Annotated in this window: 21 protein-coding genes; 8 read left to right on the plus strand and 13 right to left on the minus strand. The window is 60.6% G+C overall.

Going from position 1 to position 20,335, the window contains the following annotated elements:
• Positions 1–14 precede the first annotated feature (14 nt).
• Positions 15–764 carry a class I SAM-dependent methyltransferase gene (locus ACI3K0_RS18590; RefSeq protein WP_148148218.1) on the plus strand — a complete coding sequence of 250 codons (750 nt, stop codon included), beginning with the start codon at positions 15–17 and terminating at the stop codon, positions 762–764.
• Here ACI3K0_RS18590 and ACI3K0_RS18595 read toward each other — a convergent pair.
• A complete protein-coding gene (locus tag ACI3K0_RS18595; protein WP_404945914.1) occupies positions 755–1,183 on the minus strand; it encodes a nuclear transport factor 2 family protein in 429 nt (142 codons plus the stop codon). The two genes, ACI3K0_RS18590 and ACI3K0_RS18595, sit on opposite strands and share 10 nt — an antisense overlap.
• A gap of 141 nt (positions 1,184–1,324) precedes the next feature.
• On the opposite strand from ACI3K0_RS18595, the gene hisC reads away from it, so the two are divergent.
• Both hisC and ACI3K0_RS18605 read left to right on the plus strand, forming a co-directional pair.
• Positions 1,325–2,431: a histidinol-phosphate transaminase gene (gene hisC, locus ACI3K0_RS18600; RefSeq protein WP_404945915.1), complete on the plus strand. Its 1,107-nt coding sequence runs from the start codon at positions 1,325–1,327 to the stop codon at positions 2,429–2,431.
• Positions 2,431–3,360 (plus strand): prephenate/arogenate dehydrogenase family protein, encoded by a 930-nt coding sequence (locus ACI3K0_RS18605; protein WP_404945916.1) that lies wholly within the window; start codon positions 2,431–2,433, stop codon positions 3,358–3,360. Before hisC ends, ACI3K0_RS18605 begins: the two co-directional genes overlap by 1 nt.
• Before the next feature lie 69 nt (positions 3,361–3,429).
• Here the strand turns inward: ACI3K0_RS18605 and ACI3K0_RS18610 are convergent, their stop codons facing one another.
• Positions 3,430–4,434: a DUF2125 domain-containing protein gene (locus tag ACI3K0_RS18610; RefSeq protein ID WP_404945917.1), complete on the minus strand. Its 1,005-nt coding sequence runs from the start codon at positions 4,432–4,434 to the stop codon at positions 3,430–3,432.
• A 52-nt stretch (positions 4,435–4,486) separates the two neighbouring features.
• Between ACI3K0_RS18610 and ACI3K0_RS18615 the strand changes: the two genes are divergently transcribed.
• Positions 4,487–5,005, plus strand: a complete 519-nt coding sequence (locus ACI3K0_RS18615; protein ID WP_206828103.1) for a gamma-glutamylcyclotransferase — start codon at positions 4,487–4,489, stop codon at positions 5,003–5,005.
• Between the two features lie 5 nt (positions 5,006–5,010).
• On the opposite strand, the gene ACI3K0_RS18620 is transcribed toward ACI3K0_RS18615, so the two are convergent.
• The 4 genes from ACI3K0_RS18620 to ftsE all read right to left on the minus strand — a co-directional run bounded on the left by ACI3K0_RS18620 (position 5,011) and on the right by ftsE (position 8,372).
• Complete coding sequence (locus ACI3K0_RS18620) at positions 5,011–5,802, minus strand: 1-acyl-sn-glycerol-3-phosphate acyltransferase (RefSeq protein ID WP_206828101.1); 792 nt, start codon at positions 5,800–5,802, stop codon at positions 5,011–5,013.
• Positions 5,803–5,874: 72 nt separating this feature from the next.
• On the minus strand, positions 5,875–6,606 hold the full coding sequence (locus ACI3K0_RS18625; protein ID WP_148148225.1) for a YdcF family protein: 732 nt from the start codon (positions 6,604–6,606) through the stop codon (positions 5,875–5,877).
• 70 nt (positions 6,607–6,676) lie between these two features.
• On the minus strand, positions 6,677–7,627 hold the full coding sequence (locus ACI3K0_RS18630) for an ABC transporter permease (protein WP_244654445.1): 951 nt from the start codon (positions 7,625–7,627) through the stop codon (positions 6,677–6,679).
• Positions 7,628–7,712: 85 nt separating this feature from the next.
• Positions 7,713–8,372 (minus strand): cell division ATP-binding protein FtsE, encoded by a 660-nt coding sequence (gene ftsE, locus ACI3K0_RS18635; RefSeq protein ID WP_183686322.1) that lies wholly within the window; start codon positions 8,370–8,372, stop codon positions 7,713–7,715.
• A gap of 221 nt (positions 8,373–8,593) precedes the next feature.
• Between ftsE and ACI3K0_RS18640 the strand changes: the two genes are divergently transcribed.
• The 3 genes from ACI3K0_RS18640 (at position 8,594) to ACI3K0_RS18650 (ending at position 10,404) form a co-directional block, all read left to right on the plus strand.
• Entirely contained in the window at positions 8,594–9,268 is a 675-nt protein-coding gene (locus ACI3K0_RS18640) for a hypothetical protein (protein ID WP_404945918.1), read from the plus strand.
• 65 nt (positions 9,269–9,333) lie between these two features.
• Positions 9,334–9,876 carry a hypoxanthine phosphoribosyltransferase gene (gene hpt / locus ACI3K0_RS18645; RefSeq protein WP_148148229.1) on the plus strand — a complete coding sequence of 181 codons (543 nt, stop codon included), beginning with the start codon at positions 9,334–9,336 and terminating at the stop codon, positions 9,874–9,876.
• 150 nt (positions 9,877–10,026) lie between these two features.
• On the plus strand, positions 10,027–10,404 hold the full coding sequence (locus ACI3K0_RS18650) for a response regulator (protein WP_148148230.1): 378 nt from the start codon (positions 10,027–10,029) through the stop codon (positions 10,402–10,404).
• A 216-nt stretch (positions 10,405–10,620) separates the two neighbouring features.
• Here ACI3K0_RS18650 and ACI3K0_RS18655 read toward each other — a convergent pair whose 3' ends face one another.
• The 4 genes from ACI3K0_RS18655 to argH all read right to left on the minus strand — a co-directional run bounded on the left by ACI3K0_RS18655 (position 10,621) and on the right by argH (position 16,499).
• The gene (locus ACI3K0_RS18655; RefSeq protein ID WP_404945919.1) at positions 10,621–13,359 is read right to left on the minus strand and encodes a TIGR02302 family protein; all 2,739 of its coding nucleotides are present in this window, start codon (positions 13,357–13,359) and stop codon (positions 10,621–10,623) included.
• Positions 13,360–13,515: 156 nt separating this feature from the next.
• Positions 13,516–14,784: a diaminopimelate decarboxylase gene (gene lysA, locus ACI3K0_RS18660; RefSeq protein ID WP_404945920.1), complete on the minus strand. Its 1,269-nt coding sequence runs from the start codon at positions 14,782–14,784 to the stop codon at positions 13,516–13,518.
• Between the two features lie 15 nt (positions 14,785–14,799).
• Positions 14,800–14,997 (minus strand): hypothetical protein, encoded by a 198-nt coding sequence (locus tag ACI3K0_RS18665; RefSeq protein WP_148148233.1) that lies wholly within the window; start codon positions 14,995–14,997, stop codon positions 14,800–14,802.
• Between the two features lie 101 nt (positions 14,998–15,098).
• Positions 15,099–16,499: an argininosuccinate lyase gene (gene argH / locus ACI3K0_RS18670; RefSeq protein ID WP_404945921.1), complete on the minus strand. Its 1,401-nt coding sequence runs from the start codon at positions 16,497–16,499 to the stop codon at positions 15,099–15,101.
• Positions 16,500–16,525: 26 nt separating this feature from the next.
• Here argH and tlpA point away from each other — a divergent pair, with 26 nt between their 5' ends.
• A complete protein-coding gene (gene tlpA, locus ACI3K0_RS18675) occupies positions 16,526–17,194 on the plus strand; it encodes a thiol:disulfide interchange protein TlpA (protein WP_404945922.1) in 669 nt (222 codons plus the stop codon).
• A gap of 332 nt (positions 17,195–17,526) precedes the next feature.
• On the opposite strand, the gene ACI3K0_RS18680 is transcribed toward tlpA, so the two are convergent.
• The 3 genes from ACI3K0_RS18680 to ACI3K0_RS18690 all read right to left on the minus strand — a co-directional run bounded on the left by ACI3K0_RS18680 (position 17,527) and on the right by ACI3K0_RS18690 (position 20,270).
• Complete coding sequence (locus ACI3K0_RS18680; RefSeq protein ID WP_148148236.1) at positions 17,527–18,402, minus strand: 3-hydroxybutyryl-CoA dehydrogenase; 876 nt, start codon at positions 18,400–18,402, stop codon at positions 17,527–17,529.
• 166 nt (positions 18,403–18,568) lie between these two features.
• Positions 18,569–19,498 carry an electron transfer flavoprotein subunit alpha/FixB family protein gene (locus ACI3K0_RS18685; protein ID WP_404945923.1) on the minus strand — a complete coding sequence of 310 codons (930 nt, stop codon included), beginning with the start codon at positions 19,496–19,498 and terminating at the stop codon, positions 18,569–18,571.
• A 25-nt stretch (positions 19,499–19,523) separates the two neighbouring features.
• A complete protein-coding gene (locus ACI3K0_RS18690; RefSeq protein ID WP_313604839.1) occupies positions 19,524–20,270 on the minus strand; it encodes an electron transfer flavoprotein subunit beta/FixA family protein in 747 nt (248 codons plus the stop codon).
• Positions 20,271–20,335: the final 65 nt, after the last annotated feature.

A 20,335-nucleotide genomic window follows, 5' to 3' on the forward strand; every position in this document is an offset into this window, starting at 1 on the left:
CGAGCATTTGCGTTTTGTCTGTCGATATTGTTGACCTCCGTGAGTTCTATCATTCCGCGCTCGGCCGTCTGGCGGAGCAGTCGATCGCCATGGCGCTTTCCTCGCTGTGGGCGCGGCTGCCGGAGGAGCGCCTGGTGGGACTGGGCTATGCGGTTCCCTATCTCGATCGGTTCCGGACCGATACGGAACGGACCTTCGCCTTCATGCCGGCCGGGCAGGGGGCAGTGAACTGGCCGGTCGGGGAAAAATCCTCGACAGCGCTGGTTTTCGATGAGGAACTGCCTTTGCCGGACAGTTCCGTCGATCGCGTGCTGATGGTCCATTCGCTGGAATTTACCGAAAACCCGAGGGAAAGCCTGAAGGAGATCTGGCGAGTGCTCGCTCCCGGCGGGCGGCTGGTCATCGTCGTGCCGAACCGCCGCGGGGTCTGGGCGCGGATGGAACACACGCCCTTCGGTTCCGGGCGGCCCTATTCCCGCAGCCAGCTGACGACGCTTCTGCGCGAGGCGAATTTCACGCCCGGAGCTGCGGCCGAGGCGCTGTTCTTTCCGCCCTCGAAGGTGCGCGCAGTGCTCAAGGCCAGGAATGTTTTCGAGCGGCTGGGCCGGCGATTTTGGCCGGTCTTTTCCGGCGTCATCGTGATTGAGGCACAGAAACGGCTCTATCAGGGATTGCCGGTTGCCGCGCGTGCATCACGCCGCGTCTTTGTGCCTGTGTTGGCGCCGCAGGGCGTCAGAACCACGCGCGAGCGAAATCAGGGCTGAAGGTCGAAGATCGCCAGGGGCTGGCCTTCCATGGCGAAGGGTACGGACTCATGGATATGGACGATCAGCCAGCGTCCGTCCTCGCGGGCAAAGGCAATGGTCAGGCGAAACCAGAAACCGATCTTCTGTCCGTCGTTCTTGATGCCGCTCAGCCAGGCCAACGCCGAGCACCAGGCAATGTCGCCGCCAAGCCTCAGGTCTGTGTCGCGGATATCGAATTCGAGTGGTCCATCCCAGCTGTCGAGCCAGGCTTGCAGGGAGGACGTGTCATTGCCTGTCTCCTGCAGCGGCGGGGCAAGCCAAAATTGGCGGATCGTAACTGACTGGCAGCGGATGATCCCGTCCGCATCCTTTGTCCGCAAGGCGGCCATCCAATCCCCCAGCAAGGCCTTGATATCATCGTGGTCACCGGTGCTCATCGTCTCCTCCATCGCAGTCCAGTCATCTTCAAGACGTTTTGGGGCCGATCGTTCCGACAGTTACTCTCGACAACAATCGTTTTCGGCTTTAATCCGTCTCACATCCCTGCCACTGCAGGCATTTCCAAGAAGGTTGATCCGATGAGCATCGTTGTGAGTGAGCCCGTTCCGCGTCCAGGCATTCTGGATATCGCTGCCTATGTACCCGGCAAGGAACATGCTCCCGGCGTTGCGCGCGTGTTCAAGCTTTCCTCCAACGAAACGCCGCTTGGCGCCAGCCCCAAGGCGCTTGAGGCTTTCCGCCAGTCGGCCGGTCATCTGGAGCTTTATCCGGACGGCCAGGCGATGGCGCTGCGCGAGGCAATTGCTTCCGTGCATGGGTTGAACGTCGCAAATATCATGTGCGGCAATGGGTCGGACGAACTTCTTGGCCTGCTGTGTCACGTCTATCTCGGTGCCGGTGACGAGGCGATCATCACTCAGCACGGCTTCCTCGTCTACAAGATCCAGATCATGGGCGCCGGTGCGACGGCCATCGAAGTGCCGGAGAAGGATTACACGGTCGACGTCGACGCGATCCTTGCGGCCGTTACGGACAAGACCAAGCTCGTCTTCATCGCCAATCCTGGCAATCCGACCGGCACCTATGTTCCGGTCGCCGATATCCGCCGCCTGCATGCCGGCCTGCCGAAGAATGTCATTCTCGTGCTCGATGCGGCCTATGCGGAATATGTGCGCAAGAATGACTACGAGGCGGGCGTCGAGCTGGTTTCGCAGAACAGGAACGTCGTCATGTGCCGCACGTTCTCGAAGGTCTATGGCCTTGCCGCACTTCGTATCGGCTGGATGTATGGCCCGGCCGGCATTCTCGATGCGCTGAACCGCGTGCGTGGTCCGTTCAACATGAATGCCCCGGCAATCGCCGCCGGTGCCGCAGCCATCCGCGACCAGAACTTCGTCGGGGAAGCCGTCGAGCACAATCTGCTCTGGAAGGACAAGCTGACCCATGCCTTCGAGACCATCGGTCTTACGGTTACGCCTTCGGTCACCAACTTCGTGCTGATCCATTTTCCGGATGTCGACGGCAAGCGTGCACCGGATGCCGACGAATTCCTCACCAGCCGCGGTTACATCCTGCGCATGGTGAAGGGTTACGGCCTGCCGAATGCACTGCGCATGACGGTCGGCTCGGAAGAAGCCAATCGCGGCGTCATTGAAGCGCTCGGCGAATTCATGGGACGGAAATGATGAGTGACGTGCATTTCGAGCGGATCGCGCTGATCGGTATCGGCCTGATCGGCTCGTCGATCGCCCGCGACGTCAAGCAGCTCGGGCTGGCCAAACATGTGGTCGTCTCGACGCGCAGCGAGGAAACGCTCCGCCGCGCCGAAGAACTGGAGCTCGGCACCGAATACACCGTGTCGGCCGCCGATGCGGTCAAGGATGCTGATCTCGTCATCGTTTCGGTTCCCGTTGGCGCATCTGAGGTCGTTGCCAAGCAGATTGCCAGCTCGCTAAAGCCGGGTGCGATCGTGACCGATGTTGGCTCGACCAAGGCATCCGTTATCGCGCAGATGGCGCCGCATATGCCGGACAACGTGCATTTCATTCCGGGCCATCCGCTGGCAGGCACGGAGAAGTCAGGCCCGGATGCCGGTTTTGCCGGTCTGTTTCGTGATCGCTGGTGCATCTTCACGCCGCTGCCGGATACCGATGCTGACGCACTGGACAGGCTGAAAGCCTTCTGGATGGCGCTCGGCTCGCGGGTGGACGACATGGACCCGCAGCACCATGACAAGGTGCTGGCGATCGTGTCGCATCTGCCGCATATCATCGCCTACAATATCGTCGGTACCGCCGACGATCTGGAAACGGTAACGGAATCGGAAGTGATCAAATATTCCGCTTCCGGTTTCCGCGATTTCACCCGTCTGGCGGCGTCCGACCCGACCATGTGGCGCGACATCTGCCTGCACAACAAGGACGCGATCCTGGAAATGCTGGCGCGGTTTTCCGAAGATCTCGCCTATCTGCAGCGGGCGATCCGATGGGGCGAGGGCGACAAGCTGTTCGAACTTTTTACCCGCACCCGCGCGATCCGTCGTTCGATCGTCCAGGCCGGACAGGATGTGGATGCGCCGGACTTTGGTCGCCACTCGCTGGATACGAAGAAGTAGGGGCGGAAAAGCCATTTTGTTGTGCGCGATTGCGGACGCAAAACCGCTGCACACTTTTGCTGCAATCGCTTAGATCGGTGGGATTTCGCCGATCGGGATCAGCCCACCGGCAAACACCTTGCCGCGGCGGATTGTGATATCGAGGGAAGCCTTCTCTCCGCCGCCTAGTGCCTGCAGCATGTTCGCCGCAGTCCCGATCGTCGATTCCAGGCCCGGAAATGCGCGGCTCAGGCTGTCCTGCCAGGCCGGGATATCCTCAATCCTCAGCTTCATCTTGCCGGACATGCGACCCCTGTCGTCGAAGGAGAATGGACCGGAAAGGGTTAGTACCTGGCCTTGGCCAAGATCGGCCTTGAATTCGCGCAAGTCTCCTTCCGAACCATGCAGCGCAAGTCCGTTGCGGTCGCTTCCGTCCAGAACACCGGCGCGGTCCTTGAGCGTCACGTCGATGCTGGTATTGGTGGCGGGTAGAAGCTGCGGCAGGCCCTTGGCTGTCGTTGTGGCGTTCTGCAGCTGGATGGCGGCGTCGAGATCCGCACCATTCTGGCGCAGATGAATTTCTGACTGGTCAGCCGCGATATCGAAAGCCTGCCCGCTGGCGGAAGACTGAATGGTCGTCTTCGGCTTCTGGATGACCATGGAGGCCCGCTCGACGCCCTTTAGCTTGGTCACGAGGCTGGATTGCAGGCTTTCCCATGTACTGGCGACGGAAAGGCCATGGCCGGTGCGCACTTCCGACGGCGCATCGAGCTCCCATACGATATGGCCCGGATTGTAGACCTGAGCTGCCGAACGCAGAGGGCCGAAGCTTGCGGATATTCCGTTGACGGTATCGTCGACATCTACCTTCGAGCAGAACATCCCGATGCGGAAGGGATAACCGCGATATTCGGCATTCTCGCAGTTGGCCGAAATACCGGCATCCGCTTGGCTACCGAGCAGAAGCAGCGTCCTTTCGCGCAGGGCCGAGGCGGCATAAAACCAGCCCGCGGTGTAGACTGCGATGACGAGCACGACGGCACTCGCAAGAAACCAGAGTTTTCTGCTGGTGCCGGATCGGCTTGACGCTGCCATGTTGTTCTCCCAATGGTGCGACGCAAACTAAAATGATGGCATGGCGTGCGATATGGACGAATTTTGGGTCTTTGGCTACGGATCACTGATGTGGAACCCGGGATTTCCCTATGTGGAACGAGAGGCTGCACGCGTTCACGGGTTTCGCCGCTCGCTTTGCATCTGGTCAACCGCGCATCGCGGAACCGCAGAAAACCCAGGTCTCGTCATGGGACTGGACCGGGGTGGGTCCTGCCGGGGCATGGCATTCAGGGTTGACGACAAGGATCGTGACGATGCGCTGGATTATCTGCGCAAACGTGAACTCATCACCAATGTCTACAAGGAACGCATCCTACCCATCGGCCTGCCGGGCGGGCGTCGCGTGCAGGCCGTGACCTATGTGGTCGACCGCCACCACGAGCAATATGCCGGGAGCCTCAGCGTGGAGGAGGCGGCGGAAGTCGTATTGCGATCGCATGGTCAGTCCGGGCCGAACGATGCCTATGTGCTCAACACGGTGGCGCAACTGAAGCAGATGGGTATTCGCGATCTATGGCTGGAGGCAGTCGGGGACGCTGTCAGCCCGTAAACGGCTCAGGCCGCCGACTGAGCCCGCAATTCCGCCAAGCGCTTTACCGCAGTCGGTGGCAACGGCAGGTGCGGGTTGGCCTCTACGGTTTCGATCAGCAGTTCGTCGCTCGCCTTTTCCAGCGTCTCGATCAGGTGCGCATAAAAGGCATCCGGGTCCATGCCCGGCTCGATCGGAGGCAGGATGCGGACCTTGAAGCGGCCGGGATGCTTCACCAGTTTGCGGCGGCCCCAGAACAAGCCCCAATGGGCAACGATCGGCACAACCGGAACCTTGACGTCGCGATAGATGCGGGCGATGCCGTAACGGTATTCCGGCGGGGCGCCGGGCGGTTTGCGCGTGCCTTCCGGATAGATGATCAACTGGCGGCCGTTGTCCATTTCCTGCCGGGTGCGCTTCATCACCTCGACCATGACCTTGCCGCGAGCGCCACGGTTGACTGGGATCATCCGTTGTTTGGCGACATACCAGCCGAAAAGCGGGATCCACATCAGTTCGCGCTTCAGAATATAGACTGGATCGCGCTGGTAGGGCAGCAGTGCAAACGTGTCCCAGGCCGACTGGTGTTTCGGCGCGAATATGCAGCCGCCTTCGGGGATGTTCTCGATACCCTCGATCTCGAATGTCGCACCGACGATCTTTTCCATCAGCCAGTTGTTGGATGCTGCCCAGGCCTTCGGAACCCGAAAGGCTGCCTTGCGCGGGGAGAGAAAATAGACCGGCGAGAGCAGGATCATGCGCAGGATGGTGTTGGTATAGAACGCGGTATTGAACAGGATCGAGCGCAGCAACAGCATGATGGGTTCCTTTGAGGATTGCGCGTTGCCTACACGAGATCGGGCACGGAAAAAAGAGTTCTCGGTGCGAGATCAGGGAGAAGGGTTCTTGGTTTTGTCAGGATCTTCTTCTGTCCGAAGCCCGGTCCAGCGCGCCATGCCAAGCCAGTCCCGAAGTGAGGCGAGCACGACCTTTCCGTATTCCGACAGCATCGTGCGCAGCGTGTCGGGTTCCGCGAACCAGGCGCGACGGGCAAGGTCGGCATTGACCACCGGATAAGCAATGAATTCGGTTGCGGGATCGGCGCGGCGCAATTCATGCAGGCTGCGCAGCATGTGATAGTTGTTGGTCACGACCAGAACGGATTTGTAACCATGGTCATGGATCCAGCGGGTGATCTCGTTGGCATTGCCGATCGTGTCGATCGCATCGTAACCGATATCGACACAGCATTTGAACAGGTCAGCAGATGCCTGGGTTGCCTTGCGGATCTGGGTCGGCGTGGTGGAGGGATGGGCACCTGAAATCAGCAGTCGCTTACCCGCGCCGTCTCGCAACAGGCCGACTGCCTGCTCGATGCGAAGATAACCGCCGGTAAGAACCACAATGGCGTCTGCTTTTACGCCATCGGGCGCGCGCAGCGACGTGACCGAATCAGCAAACCACAAAAAACCACCGCCGAGGATAGCCGCACAGATAAAGACCAGCATGATCAGTCGCCTTGCGAACCGCCGCAAGGCGCTCTGGCGCGACAATAGCCCGATTTCCGGCCTGCCCGGAGGGCGGCTTTCGGGCGTCCAGCGATTGCTCCAGCCGAATTTCATGACCTGTCATTAGTCGCAGATTGAGGCGGTGAATAGTCCTCGAAACGTTACCAGGTAATATGATTGAATGTCAGGATGGTGGCAGTCCATCTGAGCGAGATGGATCGGATCTTACGAGGTCGATTTCGTCGATCGTCCGCATCACGGTGAAACGCGCCGTCAGCGTGGTCAGAAGGGCGATGATCAGCATTGTGGCAAAGATGCCGAGATAGCCGTTCCAGCCGATCGTGAACGATCCGAACAGTGCCATGGCCTGCTCACTTTCCGGTGTCGCACGGGAATTTGACTGCCAAAGGCTGGCCGTGGCGAAGAGGAGCGCTGCGACCACGCCGCCGACCGCGGAGCCCTTCAGGCTGATCTTAAGGAAGTGTTTCTGAAATTCGTTCGCAACGAAGGTGCGTTCGGCGCCGACGAAATGCAGCACTTCGACGATATGGCGGTTGCCGGAAAGCGCGCCGCGAGTGGCGAAGATTACCGTCAGGATCATCGCGGTGAAAACGAGGATCAGGACGCCCGTGCCGATCCAGACCGTGGTGCGGGCCATGGAAACGAGCCGGTCGACCCAGGTGCGGTGATCGTCAAGAAACGCCTGCGGCACTTCCGTCTTCAATAATGCGCGCATCCCCTCGAAATCCGGCGGATTGCTTTCGTCGATGGTGATGATGACGAGGCGGGGCACAGGCAGATCGTCCAGCTGCAGGTCGGAGCCGAGCCAGGGTTCGAGAAGTCTCGCGGTTGCGGCGTCATCCATGATCGTGCCGGACTTGGTGCCGACGAATGTCAGCGCCAGATCCCGCGCCTTTTTCAGCGCAGCATCCATGTCCAGCCCTTCGGCCGGCTTGATCTGGATGGTGATCTCGCGGGAGATCTGGCTTTGCCAGCCGGCTGCCGTGGCGCGCACCATGCTGACGGCGCCAAGCGTGAGACAGGCAAGAAAGGCCATGATGGCGATGACGACCATCAGCGCATTGCCCTGGATGTTGGCGGGCGGCAGGATTGCGGCTGTCGAGCGGACGTGCATTTCTGTGCGGCGCCGTGCGGTGTCCTGGCGTCCGCTATTGGTGGTTTCGTCTTCAGGAAATTGCGACCTTCCCATTCGGCCTGCGTCACTCATAGATGTCGAGCCGTCCATCTGTCAGGATCATACGTCGCGCGTCGACCTGATCCATCAATGCCAGGTCGTGCGTTGCGATAACGACGGCGGTGCCCAGTCGGTTCAATTCCAGAAACAGGCTGAGCAGGCGGCGCGCCATCGGCGGGTCGACATTGCCCGTCGGTTCGTCGGCAAGCAATATCTCCGGGCGGTCCATAAGGGCACGGGCGATTGCCGCACGCTGCTTTTCACCGCCCGACAGGATTGCCGGAAGTACGTTGATCCGTTCGCCAAGACCGACCCATTTCAAAAGGTCGATCACGTCATTGCGATAGGAGGCCTCATCCTTGCCCCTGACCCGCAGCGGCAGGGCGACATTCTCGTAAGTCGTCAAATGGTCGAGAAGACGAAAGTCCTGAAAGACGATGCCGACGCGGCGGCGCAGCATGGGAAACTCGTCGCGCGGGATCTGCGACAGGTCGCGCCCAAACATGCGGATGATGCCGCGGGTCGGATTGAGCGACATGAACAGGAGCCGAAGCAGCGTCGTCTTGCCCGCGCCCGAGGGGCCGGTCAGGAACTGGAAGGATCGTTTGGGAATGTCGAACGTCATGTCCCGAAGGATTTCCGGGCCCATGCCATAACGCAGACCGACATTTTCGAAATGGATCACCGGCGACCTTGTCTTGGCTGTGTGAAGCTTCAGCGGCTATCTCTTAACGCCGCGGGTAAACGAAGGGTAAATCAAGCAGTCAAAAGGGCGATTTTCAGGCCAAATTTGGAAAGCGTTAACCATATCAGTTTACGACTGGGGAGAGTTTGTTTCAATGCCCGACCTCTCAAGCCTGATCGAGACTGATCAGGGGTAAAGAGGAGGTAGGCGGAGAGGGCACCATGAGCACCTTCCAGGACCGTCGCCAAGCCCGCGCCAAGATGCCGATCGATATTCTTCCGCCCGAGGGTGACGAGAAGTACGGCAAAGGGAAGGTCATCCGGTTTCCCAAGCCATTCGTAAAGGCGTCCGAGGTCGAGGACGCGCATTTCGTGCCGGTCAACGATCGTGCTCGCCGCCGTGCTGCTACCTATTCGAACGATCGCCGACCGCGCAAAGCCAAAGCCATGCCTCGCCAAACCATTGTCGGCGGCATGATCGGCGCAATCGAACGAAAACTCCTGCGTCTGTCGCCGGATGCCTTCGTTGCCGTCGTCGCGAGCGTCGTCGTGACGGTGTTTACGGTTTTCGGCGGCTTCTCGCTGCTTTCGGGCGCATCGACCGAGCCAGGGCCGGCGCTCGATATCACCCATGTGACGATGACGCCGCAGGATGCGAATGGCATGCGGGTGCTCCTGATCAACGGGATCGTCGAGAATCGCACTGAAGGCCGCCTCGACATGCCGTCGATCCGTGCCGATCTTCTCTCGGGCGAAACGGTGGTTGCAAGCACGCTGATCTCGACCTCTGCCTCGCAGATCGGTGGCCGCGAAAGCTATGGTTTTTCCGTGCGCGTACCCCATCCCGGTGGAAAACTTCCCGATCTGAGGCTCTCATTGGCCGGGCGCGGAGCCTGAAAGCTTTCTTTAGCAGGGCCGATTGTGCTATCGCGGCGTCTTTGAGAGACACGCAGGAGAGCCTCATGCCAGTCGTGCGCGGCAAGCAGATCGAACCGCTATTCACCGCCGAGCAGATTGCTGAGCGCAATCATGCCATCGCGGCCGAGATCGCCAAGGGTCCGACCAAGGACCTTCTGGTCATCGCCATCCTCAAGGGATCGTTCATTTTCGCGGCCGACCTTCTGCGCTCGCTGCATGAGACGGGCCTTGCCCCGGAAGTTGAATTCATCACATTGTCGAGCTACGGCACGGGCACGGTGTCGCAGGGTGTCCGCATCGTCAAGGATATCGACAGCGACGTGCATGGCCGCGATGTGCTTCTGATCGACGATATTCTCGAATCCGGTCGCACGCTGAAATTCGCCAAGGAACTGCTCTATGAGCGCGGCGCGCGCAACGTGACGATCGCCGTACTGTTGGACAAGAGTGTCAAGCGCAAGGAAGAGCTGGAAGCCGATTACGTCGGTTTCGAATGCCCCGACTATTTCGTTGTCGGCTACGGCATGGATGCAGCCTATGCCTTCCGCGAACTGCCGTTCGTCGGCGTCGTTACCGGCGACGCCTGATACTGGACGGGCGTCGGGAGGTAAGAAATCGCATTCCGGCGGTGGCAAGGCGTTAACCATCCGGAGCCTCCGCGGGGGCTCCGTTTACTCCTCGAAAAGGAAAGTCTGGTCATTTGCTCCCGAATTGAAACACAGGGAGCGATGATCGCTATGGCCAGAATCCTTATTACCGAAGACGAGGAATCTCTCCGCCGCTTCGTCGCACGCGCGCTGCGGCTTGACGGTCACGAGACCTTTGAAGCCGGTGATGGGGCAGAAGGACTGGAGAAGCTCGACGAGGGCTCCTATGATCTGCTTCTTTCCGATATCCGCATGCCGGTCATGGACGGGATCGAACTCGCCCACCAGGCTTCCGCCCGCTTTCCGGAGATGAAAATCCTGCTGATGACCGGTTATGCCGAGCAGCGGGAACGCGCCGACGACCTCGCCAGCAAGATCGTTGACGTCGTGCCGAAGCCGTTTGCGCTGCCGGATATCCGCAAAGCGGTGGCAAGAGCGCTTGCGGGTGTGTCGTCGCAGGCTGCCTGAAATCTATCTGAGATAAGCTGCCACTGACCCTAGCCCATACCAGGGCTGGCCACGGGTCTCACCCGTCCTTCGGCCCGCAAGCGGGGAGAGGGGACGTGCCCCGTTTGACGCCAGAGATGGATGGAGAGGTCGCCGCTCCTTTCCCCGCCATGACAGGGAGAAGGTGCCGGCACGCGGATGAGGGGCAATGCTTGCGCCGCCTTTGCTTTTTTACGCTCACCTGATCTCCAGCAAACGCTCCAGATATTGCCGCTCCGCATCGCCCGACAACGCGCCGCCGAGCTTCTCACGAATGGCGTCGAGAATTTCTCGCGCCCGCTGCACGTCGATCTCGTCGGGGACCTTCACCTGATCGCCGAAATCCGGGCCTGACGTGGCGCGAGGGCGGCCAAGGGGGTCGCGGCCGTTCTGGCCGCCCTGGTTGGCCATGCCTTCGCCCTCGCCATTCTGCTCGCCCTGCTGCCCTTGCTGGCCCTGCATGGCCTGCATCATCTGCTGCATCATGTTTTGGGCCCCCTGGCGCAGGGCATTGAGCGCATTGCCCTGTCCCTGCACAGCCTGTTCGCCCTGACCCTGACCCAGAGCCTTGCCTGCATTGCCCATTTCACGCTCAGCTTGGCCGAAGCCTTCGCCGGGCTGCATGCCTAGACCCTTAAGGCCCTGCTGCAATTCGCCAAGCTTCTTGCCGAGGCCCTCCTGCTGGGCGCGCAGGTTCTTCAGCGCCTCGCGCAACTGTTCGGCAGTCATCTGGTCGGTGTTCTGCTGACCTTGCTGGCCTTGCCCCTGCTGCTCTTGGCCTTGTTGACCCTGCTGCCCCTGTTGCTGCTGGCCTTGCTGCGACTGCTGTTGTTCGCTTTCACCTTGATCGTCGGGGTCGCCGCGCTGCATGCGGTCGCGCAGCGCCTGATCCAGCTTGAAGGTCTGATCCATCAGCCGTTGCTGTTCCTGCATGATCTCGCCGAGCTTGTCGATCTGCTGGCGCATCTGGCTGTTCTGCTGCTGCTGGCCCTGCTGGCCGCGCTGCGGGCGTCCGGCCTGCAGGTTGTTCATCATCCGCTGCAATTCGTTCAGCATCTGCTGGGCGGCATCGCGATTGCCGGAACGGGCCAGATTTTCGATCTGGTCCATCATGTTCTGCAGGTCACGCTGGCGGATGACATTCTGCGCCTGCATGTTCTGCTGCGCCCGCGGAGCATTCTGCATGCGTTGCGCCAGTTCGTTCATATATTGCTGCATCGCCTCGCGCATTTCCTGCATCAGGCGGGCGATCTCCTGATCGTTCGCGCCGTTCTGCAGGGCTTCGGAGAGGTTGCGCTGGGCGTCGCGCAGGCGGCGTTCTGCAAGCGACAGGTCGCCGTCTTCGACGCCGAGCGCGATCTCCCACAAATAATCAGCCGTTTCCTTCAACTGCTCCTCGCCCCGGGCAAGCTTCATGCGGCCGCGGGCGGATTCTATCAGCAGGAAATGGCCGAGGTTCGGAATGGTCTCATCGGGGCGGATCGTCAGCGCTTCGTTGAGCGCGATTGCCTTCGGCATCTGGCGGGTGTCGAGCGCAAAGACCTGCCGCTGTTCGGCAACGGCTGCGGCGAGAGGCTCGGAGAAACCGCGGCCGGGAAGGATCATTTCATGCACCGGGCTGCGCCCCGTCTGGCCGGCGCCGTCGGTTGCGACCAGCGTCACGCGAACGCGCTTTCCGGCCAGCGGATGTTCGATCAGGCTGCGGCTGGTGAGGCCCTTGATCTCCTGGCCTTTTGTCTGGCGGGGTAAATCGAGCCGGTATTCCGGCAACGGATAGAGAGGCGTGGTTGCCGGATCCTGCGGACCTGCAGGCTCGATCAGCGCATGGGCTTCGCGAATGCCGTAATCGTCCTTGGCCTTGAAGCCGATTTCCAACGCACCATTGACCGAGCGTTTCGGCTGGCCTTCGAAAGCGATTTCCGGCGCGCGATCGGGGATGACGTTGAATATCCAGTTCTGGCCGTTGACGGTAAGATTGCCGCTTTCATTAATTGCCATGGCATAGGTGCGCGGTGCGAGCGGCTGGTTGCCGTTTGCCGGTGCTGCCTGCGGCTGAGGCCTCGCGGTCTGGTCGACTGGAGCATTAGCGTCATTCTGGGCCTGCTCGGCAGCCTTTTTCGCCGCGGCCTTAGCCTCTTCCGTCTGGAGCGTCACATCCTGCTTGTTGGCGGTCGTGGTGAAGACCACCGCCTCTTCGCCCTCACCGCCGGTGACGCGGACCGTCAGGGCGGAGTTCTGCGGTATCGACACGTTGCCGTTATTGTTCTGCGCCTGCTGGCCGGTAAGGAACACCGGTGCGCGCCCGGTATAGGAAGGCGGGGTCAGCCACGCATCGATGCGCAGGTCGGGATTGATGCTGGGTGCCGGAGGTGCGGGGATAAAGGCATCGCCCAGGCTGCCGCCGCGGTTGGAATAGGAGAAGGCAAGCGCAACGGTAAAGACGAGCGCCGGAATGGCTCGCAGGCCAAAACGGTCGTGCTTGGCGATATCCGGCTGCGGCAGGCCCGCATCGAGCGCTGCAATCCGCTTCGCCATGCGGATCTGGTGTTCCTTCCACAAGGCGCGGGATAGGGGGGTCTCGAAGGCTGGCTCGTCTTCCTGCACGCCGACCGGCTGGTGCGGAAGATTGTTGCGATCCTCCAGCAGACGGTCCGCTTCATTGGCGCTTGGCCAACGAATCCGCGCCAAGGGCAGAAGGGTTGCGATCAGTGCGAAAAGAAACGCTGCAAGCAGTACCCAGCGCAACCAATCTGGCGACAGGCGGAAAATGCCGAACCACGATGCGGAGAAAAACAGGGCAACGATGCCGACCGGGGCAAGCGCCCGAGGCAAAAGCCGCTCGAAAAACAGGACGATACGCGCGAAGGAACGCTTCAGGGCCACCCTGCGGGCAAGCGCGGGATGGGTCTCAAAAGCACCTTTGCGGGTAAAGCTCATGCGGTCCGTCTCCGATCGTGGCGGCGCAAACAAGCCTCTAAGATAACAGTCTTTGTGGCGAAGACGAGGGCAGGCGTGGGCCAGACCTCATATTTTAGGCAGTTTCCCGCAATTGTGAATGTCACGTCAAATGCGCATCCGGGCGTTTATCCGCCCTCAGCTGAGCCACGCTGGAACGGAATCGAGCCCGATAAGCTCATCATAGGTGCCGCGCGGGCGGATGACGTGGAACTCCGAGCCCTTGACCAGAACTTCCGGTACGAGAAGGCGGGAATTGTAGGTTCCGGCCTGCACGGCGCCATAGGCTCCGGCAGATGCGACTGCGATCAGGTCACCCGGCTTCGGTTCGGCCATCTCGCGATCGAGCGCCAGATAGTCGCCGGTCTCGCAGACCGGTCCGACGATATCGCCCCGGATGCGCGGTGCATCGGTTGCCGGCACGACGACCGGGCGGATCATGTGGTAGGCTTCATAAAGCGTCGGACGGATCAGGTCGTTCATCGCACCGTCGACGATGACGAATGTCTTTTCGCCGCCGTCCTTCACGTAGATGACCTCGGTCACCAGAATGCCGGCATTGCCGACGATCAGGCGGCCCGGTTCGGTAACGATCTTGCAGTTGAGCGAGCGCAACTGGCGCTTGACCGTATCTGCATAGGCGTCCGGCAGCGGGGGAGGCGTGTTGTCGTCCTTGTAAGGAATGCCGAGACCGCCGCCGATATCGACATGGTCGATCCGGTGGCCATCGCCGCGCAGCGTGTCGACCAGTTCGCGCAGCAGGCGGAAAGCGTGCTCGAAGGGTGCAAGCTCGGTGATCTGGCTGCCGATATGCATGTCGATGCCGGTAACTTCGATGCCGGGAAGCGTTGCCGCATGGGCATAGACGTCGCGGGCGCGTTCATAGGCGATGCCGAACTTGTTTTCCTTCTTGCCGGTCGAGATCTTGGCATGTGTTCCCGCATCCACATCCGGGTTGATGCGGAAGGAGACATGCGCCTTTTTCCCGGCCTTGACTGCGCGAAGGTTGAGGACTTCCAGTTCCGGTTCGGATTCGACGTTGAAACAGTAGATGCCGGCTTCCAGCGCGAGGTCCATTTCGCCGACCGTCTTGCCGACGCCGGAAAACATGATGCGGTTGGCCGGAATGCCGGCCGCCAGCGCGCGGCGCAGTTCGCCGCCCGAAACGACATCGACACCGGCGCCAAGGCGGCCGAGTGTCTTCAACACGGCCTGGTTGGAATTGGCCTTCATGGCGTAGCAGACCATGGTGTCGACGTCGGAAAACGCTGCGGCGAAGACCTTGTAATGGCGTTCCAGCGTTGCCGTCGAATAGACGTAGAACGGGGTTCCGACAGCCTTGGCGATGTCGCGAATGTCGACGTTTTCGGCGTGCAGCACGCCGTCGATATACTGGAAATGGTTCACGTCAGGTCTCGGAAATTACAGAAGCTTGTCGAGGATGAAGGGGCGCTCAGCGACCGGGTCTTTTTTTGCAGCGTCCGATTTGCGAACATTCTGCTGTTCCACGGGCGTGCTTGGGCGGTCCAGCTCGCCTTTGCGGCCGCAGCCAACGGTAATGATGCCGGCAAGGCCAAGCACCAGGGCGACGCGGGCGGTATTCATCAGCGACTTGGACATTCTCTTCTTTCTCCGGCACGGACAGGCGGAACTTTCATAACGAAGTTCCAGCCTTTTGTGCAGTTCATTTCCATATCAATCGGCGATCAATTGATATGGGTTCAATTGCGGCCGCGCCAGTAAGCGATCTGCTTCCGCACTTCGGACGGCGCGGTACCGCCAAAACTCTGGCGGCTGGCGACGGAGGCATCGACCGTCAGGACGTCGAAGACCTTTTCGGTGATTGCCGGGTTGATCGCCTGCAGCTCTTCAAGCGAGAGTTCAGCCAGTTCGCAGCCTTTCTTTTCTGCCAGTGCCACGGCATGGCCGGTGGCATGGTGGGCGTCACGGAAGGGAAGGCCCGCCTCGCGCACCAGCCAGTCGGCCAGATCGGTGGCCGTCGAATAACCCGAGCCTGCGGCGGCGCGCATGCGGTCAGCGCGGATCGTCATGTCGCGCATCATGCCGGTCATGGCGGCAATCGCCAGTTCCAGGTTTTCGGCAGCGTCGAAGACCTGCTCCTTGTCTTCCTGCATATCCTTGGAATAGGCGAGCGGCAGGCCCTTCATGATGGTGAGCAGCGCCACCAGCGAGCCGTTGATACGGCCGGTCTTGGCGCGCACCAGTTCGGCGGCATCCGGGTTCTTCTTCTGCGGCATGATTGACGAGCCGGTGGAAAACGCGTCCGACAGGCGGACGAAGCCGAATTGCGGGGTCGACCAGATGACGATCTCTTCGGCGAGGCGCGACAGGTGCACGGCGCAGATCGAGGCGACCGAGAGGAATTCCAGCGCGAAGTCGCGGTCGGACACGGTATCGATCGAATTGCGGGTCGGCTCGCGGAAGCCGAGCGCCTTGGCGGTCATGTGGCGGTCGATCGGGAACCCGGTGCCGGCAAGCGCTGCTGCGCCGATCGGGCTTTCGTCCAGGTGGTCGATTGCGTGACGCACGCGGGCGCGGTCACGGCCGAACATTTCGACATAGGCCATGCAATGATGGCCGAAGGTGACCGGCTGCGCGGTCTGGAGATGGGTGAAGCCGGGCATGACGGTGTCTGCATGTTCTTCCGCGCGGTCGAGGAAGGCTGCGATCAGGTCGGTCAGCATCTTTTCGGTCTTGGCAAGTTCTTCCTTGACCCAGAGGCGGAAATCGAGCGCGACCTGGTCGTTGCGCGAACGGGCCGTGTGCAGGCGGCCGGCAGCGGGGCCGATCAGCTTCGCCAGCCGCGCCTCGATGTTCATATGGATGTCTTCAAGCTTGCGCGAGAACTCGAACTTGCCGCTCTCGATTTCTGACAGGATCGTGTTCAGTCCTTCGACGATCTTGTCTTTATCTTCGCGCGAAATAATGCCTTTTTCGGCCAGCATGGTTGCGTGGGCGATTGAGCCGCGGATGTCCTGGGCGTAGAGCTTCTTGTCGAAACCGATCGAGGCATTTATCTCCTCCATGATCGCGTCCGGCCCGGAAGCGAAACGTCCGCCCCACATCTGATTGGAAGAGGTCGCGTCCTTCGTATCGGCCATGGCAGCTCAAGTCCTGGAGTTAAGAAATGGCATCCAAAAGACCGCTTGGTCTCCCATCCGCCCGATTGATCATGATTGCCGCCATTGCAGGGATTACCGCCGGCGCCGTGGCGGTATACGTGAGGAGCATGGGGTCTGGCAATGGCATGGACGGCCTGACGACGTCCTCTGCCGGCCAGTGCGAAGGTTCTGCCGAACTAGCGAAGTCGGTTTCCGCTTTCTCCAAGGGCGAAGTGGCCGCCATGGCGGCGGCGCAACCGCCGCGGCCGTTGCAACTGGCGTTCAAGGGGCCGGAAGGCAAGGAGATGACGGTAGCCGATCTCGCCGGCAAGACGGTGCTGCTCAACCTCTGGGCGACATGGTGCGTGCCCTGCCGGGAAGAGATGCCGGCGCTCAACGCCTTGCAGAGCACGATGGGCGGGAGTGATTTCGAGGTTGTGGCCGTTAATATCGATACCGGTAGCGACCAGAAACCGAAGAATTTCTATCAGGATTACAAGATCGACAAGCTCGCCTTCTACAGCGACAGCTCCATGGGCGTGTTCAATGCCGTGAAAAAGGAAGGCCTCGCCTTCGGCCTTCCGGCAACCCTGATCCTCGATAAAAAAGGCTGCCTGATCGGCGCCATGAACGGCCCCGCCGAATGGGACAGCGAGGATGCCAAGGCGCTGATCACGGCGGCGAAGGGAAGTTAGCTGTACGGCATTATTGCTGATGGACGGCAGCATGCTTTTCGATATTCTCTCGAAAGTTGTGATGGTGGAAGCAGACGCGCGCTGCCAGGCGTATCGGAGAGGATAGGCCACTTCGACCGGGCGAAGGCCTCGTCATCCAACCGGAGAGTGAACTATGTGGCCAATGCCATTTAGCATCACGTTTATCTTACGGAAAACCCGCACGAGCTGGCAGGCAAGCGTGCGGGTCACATTCCGATAAATAAACCAGAGAGGTGGGCAATAGCTCGCCTCTCACTCCGCAATATAGTCTGTCGCGTAATTTCTTACAAGCAAGACCTCCGGAAGCCGTCTTACCGCGTCGGAACTGGAACCTCGCCGCGGTAATCATAAAATCCGCGTCCGGATTTGCGGCCGAGCCAGCCGGCTTCGACATATTTCACCAGAAGCGGGCAGGGGCGGTATTTGCTGTCAGCTAGGCCATCATAAAGAACCTGCATGATCGACAGGCAGGTATCCAGGCCGATGAAATCCGCGAGCTGCAGCGGGCCCATCGGATGGTTGGCGCCGAGTTTCATGGCTGTGTCGATCGCGTCCACCGACCCCACGCCTTCATAAAGGGTGTAGATCGCTTCGTTGATCATCGGCAGAAGGATGCGGTTGACGATGAAGGCCGGGAAATCCTCGGAGACCGTGACGGTCTTGTCCAGCGAGGCGACATATTCCTTGGCGGCCCTGAAGGTCGGCTCGTCGGTGGCGATGCCACGCACCAGTTCAACCAGCTTCATCACCGGCACCGGGTTCATGAAGTGAATGCCCATGAACCGTTCAGGGCGGTCGGTTGCGGAAGCAAGTCGGGTAATGGAGAGCGACGAGGTATTGGTGGCGAGCAGCGCCTCGGGTTTCAGGACCGGGCAGACATGTGCGTAGATCTTGCGCTTGACGCTTTCGTCTTCAGTTGCCGCCTCGATGACGATGTCCATCGGCGCGAGATCATTCACGTCGGCGGAGCCGGAGATTTTGGAGAGCGCCGCGTTGCGTTCCTCATCGGTTATCTTCTCGCCGGCGACGAGGCGGGCGAGCGTGCCGTTGATCGTTGCAAGTGCTGCCTGGATCCGGTCCGGGTCCAGATCGTAAATCTGCACCCTGTAGCCTGCGAGGGAGGAAACATGCGCGATGCCGCAGCCCATCTGACCTGCGCCGATGATGCCGATATTCTGGAAGGCCATAACGCTTACTCCATCCCTTGGGCTTGGGCGCACTTGTGGTGCACGCTTTTTATTTGAAAATTCTTATTTAAAAAATGCCGGGCCACGTGTAGCGGTCCGGCATTTTTCTATTCGCCTGGCCATCATTTTGCCAGCTTTTTTCGCTGCCGCGAAGGCGGATCGTCTGTCAGAGCGCCTTTTCGAGCTTCGGCAGGATGTCGAAGAGATCGCCGACGAGGCCGTAGTCTGCGACCTGGAAGATCGGGGCTTCCTCGTCCTTGTTGATGGCGACGATGACCTTCGAATCCTTCATGCCGGCGAGGTGCTGGATCGCACCGGAAATGCCGACCGCGATATAGAGATCAGGAGCGACCACCTTGCCGGTCTGGCCGACCTGCCAGTCGTTCGGGGCGTAACCGGCATCGACCGCGGCGCGTGATGCGCCAACGGCGGCACCCAGCTTGTCGGCGACCGGAAGGATGACCTCCTGGAACTTTTCCGAAGATCCGAGCGCGCGACCGCCCGAGATGATCACCTTGGCCGAGGTCAGTTCAGGGCGTTCGGACGAGGCGAGTGCGTCGGAGACGAAGCTCGATATACCCGGATTTCCGGCAGCCGAAACGGTTTCAACCGCTGCCGAACCGCCTTCGCCTGCTGCGGCAAACGATGCCGTGCGCACGGTGATGACCTTCTTGGCATCGGTGGACTGGACGGTCTGGATCGCGTTGCCAGCATAGATCGGGCGCTTGAACGTGTCAGCCGAGACGACCTCGACGATTTCCGAGATCTGCATCACGTCGAGCAGGGCGGCAACGCGCGGCAGGACGTTCTTGGCAGACGTCGTGGCCGGTCCGACGATCACGTCATAGGAAGCGCTAAGCGAGACGATCAGGTCGGCCAGCGGTTCCGCGAGATTGTTGGTGAGGCTCGCATCCTCGGCCACGAGAACCTTGGAGACGCCGGAAAGCTTGGCGGCGGCGTCGGCAGCAGCCTTTGCACCTGCGCCAGCGACCAGAATATGCACATCGCCGCCGATTTTCGATGCGGCGGTGAGCGCCTTCGCGGTCTGGTCGGACAGGCCGGATGCGTCGTTTTCTGCCAGAAGAAGAATGGTCATGATTGTTGTCTCCTGTCTTCCGTTCTCAGATCACGCCGGCGGTCTTGAGGCTGGAAACCAGCTCTTCAACCGACCCGACCTTGACGCCAGCCTTGCGGCCGCCCGGCTCTTCGGTCTTCAGCACCTTGAGGCGAGGCGCGGTATCGACGCCGAAATCGGCAGGCGACTTCTTGTCGAGCGGCTTCTTCTTCGCCTTCATGATGTTGGGCAGCGAAGCGTAGCGCGGCTCGTTGAGGCGCAGGTCGGTGGTGACGACGGCTGGAAGCTTGACTTCGATCGTCTGGGAACCGCCATCGACTTCGCGGGTCACGGTCGCCTTGTCGCCGGCGATCTCGATCTTGGAGGCAAAGGTTGCCTGTGCAGAGCCGAGCAGAGCCGCCAACATCTGGCCGGTCTGATTGCTGTCGTCGTCGATCGCCTGCTTGCCGACGATGATCAGGCCAGGCGCTTCGGCGTCAACGACGCCCTTCAGGATCTTGGCAACGGCGAGCGGCTCGACGGCATCGTCGGTCTCGATCAGGATGGCGCGATCGGCACCCATGGCGAGCGCGGTGCGCAGCGTTTCTTCCGCCTTGGCCGGTCCGATTGACACGACCACCACTTCTTCCGCCTTGCCTGCTTCCTTCAGTCGCAGAGCCTCTTCGACGGAGATTTCGTCGAACGGGTTCATCGACATTTTCACATTGGCGAGTTCAACGCCCGTGCCATCCGGTTTGACGCGGATCTTCACGTTGTAATCGACGACTCGCTTAACAGGCACCAGGATCTTCATGGGGTCCTTCCTTGACTATCTCCGACGGCAAAATGCGACATTTGCCATCTCCTCATGTGTCAGTG

The organism is Rhizobium sp. ZW T2_16, assembly GCF_044987325.1.
Taxonomy (GTDB): Bacteria; Pseudomonadota; Alphaproteobacteria; order Rhizobiales; family Rhizobiaceae; genus Neorhizobium; species Neorhizobium cellulosilyticum.

Coding starts and splice junctions, on each gene's coding strand:
- ACI3K0_RS18595 (WP_404945914.1), bottom strand. CDS start 1,183: ATGAGCACCGGTGACCACGATGATATCAAGGCCTTGCTGGGGGATTGG.
- hisC (WP_404945915.1), top strand. CDS start 1,325: ATGAGCATCGTTGTGAGTGAGCCCGTTCCGCGTCCAGGCATTCTGGAT.
- ACI3K0_RS18605 (WP_404945916.1), top strand. CDS start 2,431: ATGAGTGACGTGCATTTCGAGCGGATCGCGCTGATCGGTATCGGCCTG.
- ACI3K0_RS18610 (WP_404945917.1), bottom strand. CDS start 4,434: ATGGCAGCGTCAAGCCGATCCGGCACCAGCAGAAAACTCTGGTTTCTT.
- ACI3K0_RS18615 (WP_206828103.1), top strand. CDS start 4,487: ATGGACGAATTTTGGGTCTTTGGCTACGGATCACTGATGTGGAACCCG.
- ACI3K0_RS18620 (WP_206828101.1), bottom strand. CDS start 5,802: ATGCTGTTGCTGCGCTCGATCCTGTTCAATACCGCGTTCTATACCAAC.
- ACI3K0_RS18625 (WP_148148225.1), bottom strand. CDS start 6,606: ATGAAATTCGGCTGGAGCAATCGCTGGACGCCCGAAAGCCGCCCTCCG.
- ACI3K0_RS18630 (WP_244654445.1), bottom strand. CDS start 7,627: ATGCACGTCCGCTCGACAGCCGCAATCCTGCCGCCCGCCAACATCCAG.
- ACI3K0_RS18640 (WP_404945918.1), top strand. CDS start 8,594: ATGAGCACCTTCCAGGACCGTCGCCAAGCCCGCGCCAAGATGCCGATC.
- hpt (WP_148148229.1), top strand. CDS start 9,334: ATGCCAGTCGTGCGCGGCAAGCAGATCGAACCGCTATTCACCGCCGAG.
- ACI3K0_RS18650 (WP_148148230.1), top strand. CDS start 10,027: ATGGCCAGAATCCTTATTACCGAAGACGAGGAATCTCTCCGCCGCTTC.
- ACI3K0_RS18655 (WP_404945919.1), bottom strand. CDS start 13,359: ATGAGCTTTACCCGCAAAGGTGCTTTTGAGACCCATCCCGCGCTTGCC.
- ACI3K0_RS18665 (WP_148148233.1), bottom strand. CDS start 14,997: ATGTCCAAGTCGCTGATGAATACCGCCCGCGTCGCCCTGGTGCTTGGC.
- argH (WP_404945921.1), bottom strand. CDS start 16,499: ATGGCCGATACGAAGGACGCGACCTCTTCCAATCAGATGTGGGGCGGA.
- tlpA (WP_404945922.1), top strand. CDS start 16,526: ATGGCATCCAAAAGACCGCTTGGTCTCCCATCCGCCCGATTGATCATG.
- ACI3K0_RS18680 (WP_148148236.1), bottom strand. CDS start 18,402: ATGGCCTTCCAGAATATCGGCATCATCGGCGCAGGTCAGATGGGCTGC.
- ACI3K0_RS18685 (WP_404945923.1), bottom strand. CDS start 19,498: ATGACCATTCTTCTTCTGGCAGAAAACGACGCATCCGGCCTGTCCGAC.
- ACI3K0_RS18690 (WP_313604839.1), bottom strand. CDS start 20,270: ATGAAGATCCTGGTGCCTGTTAAGCGAGTCGTCGATTACAACGTGAAG.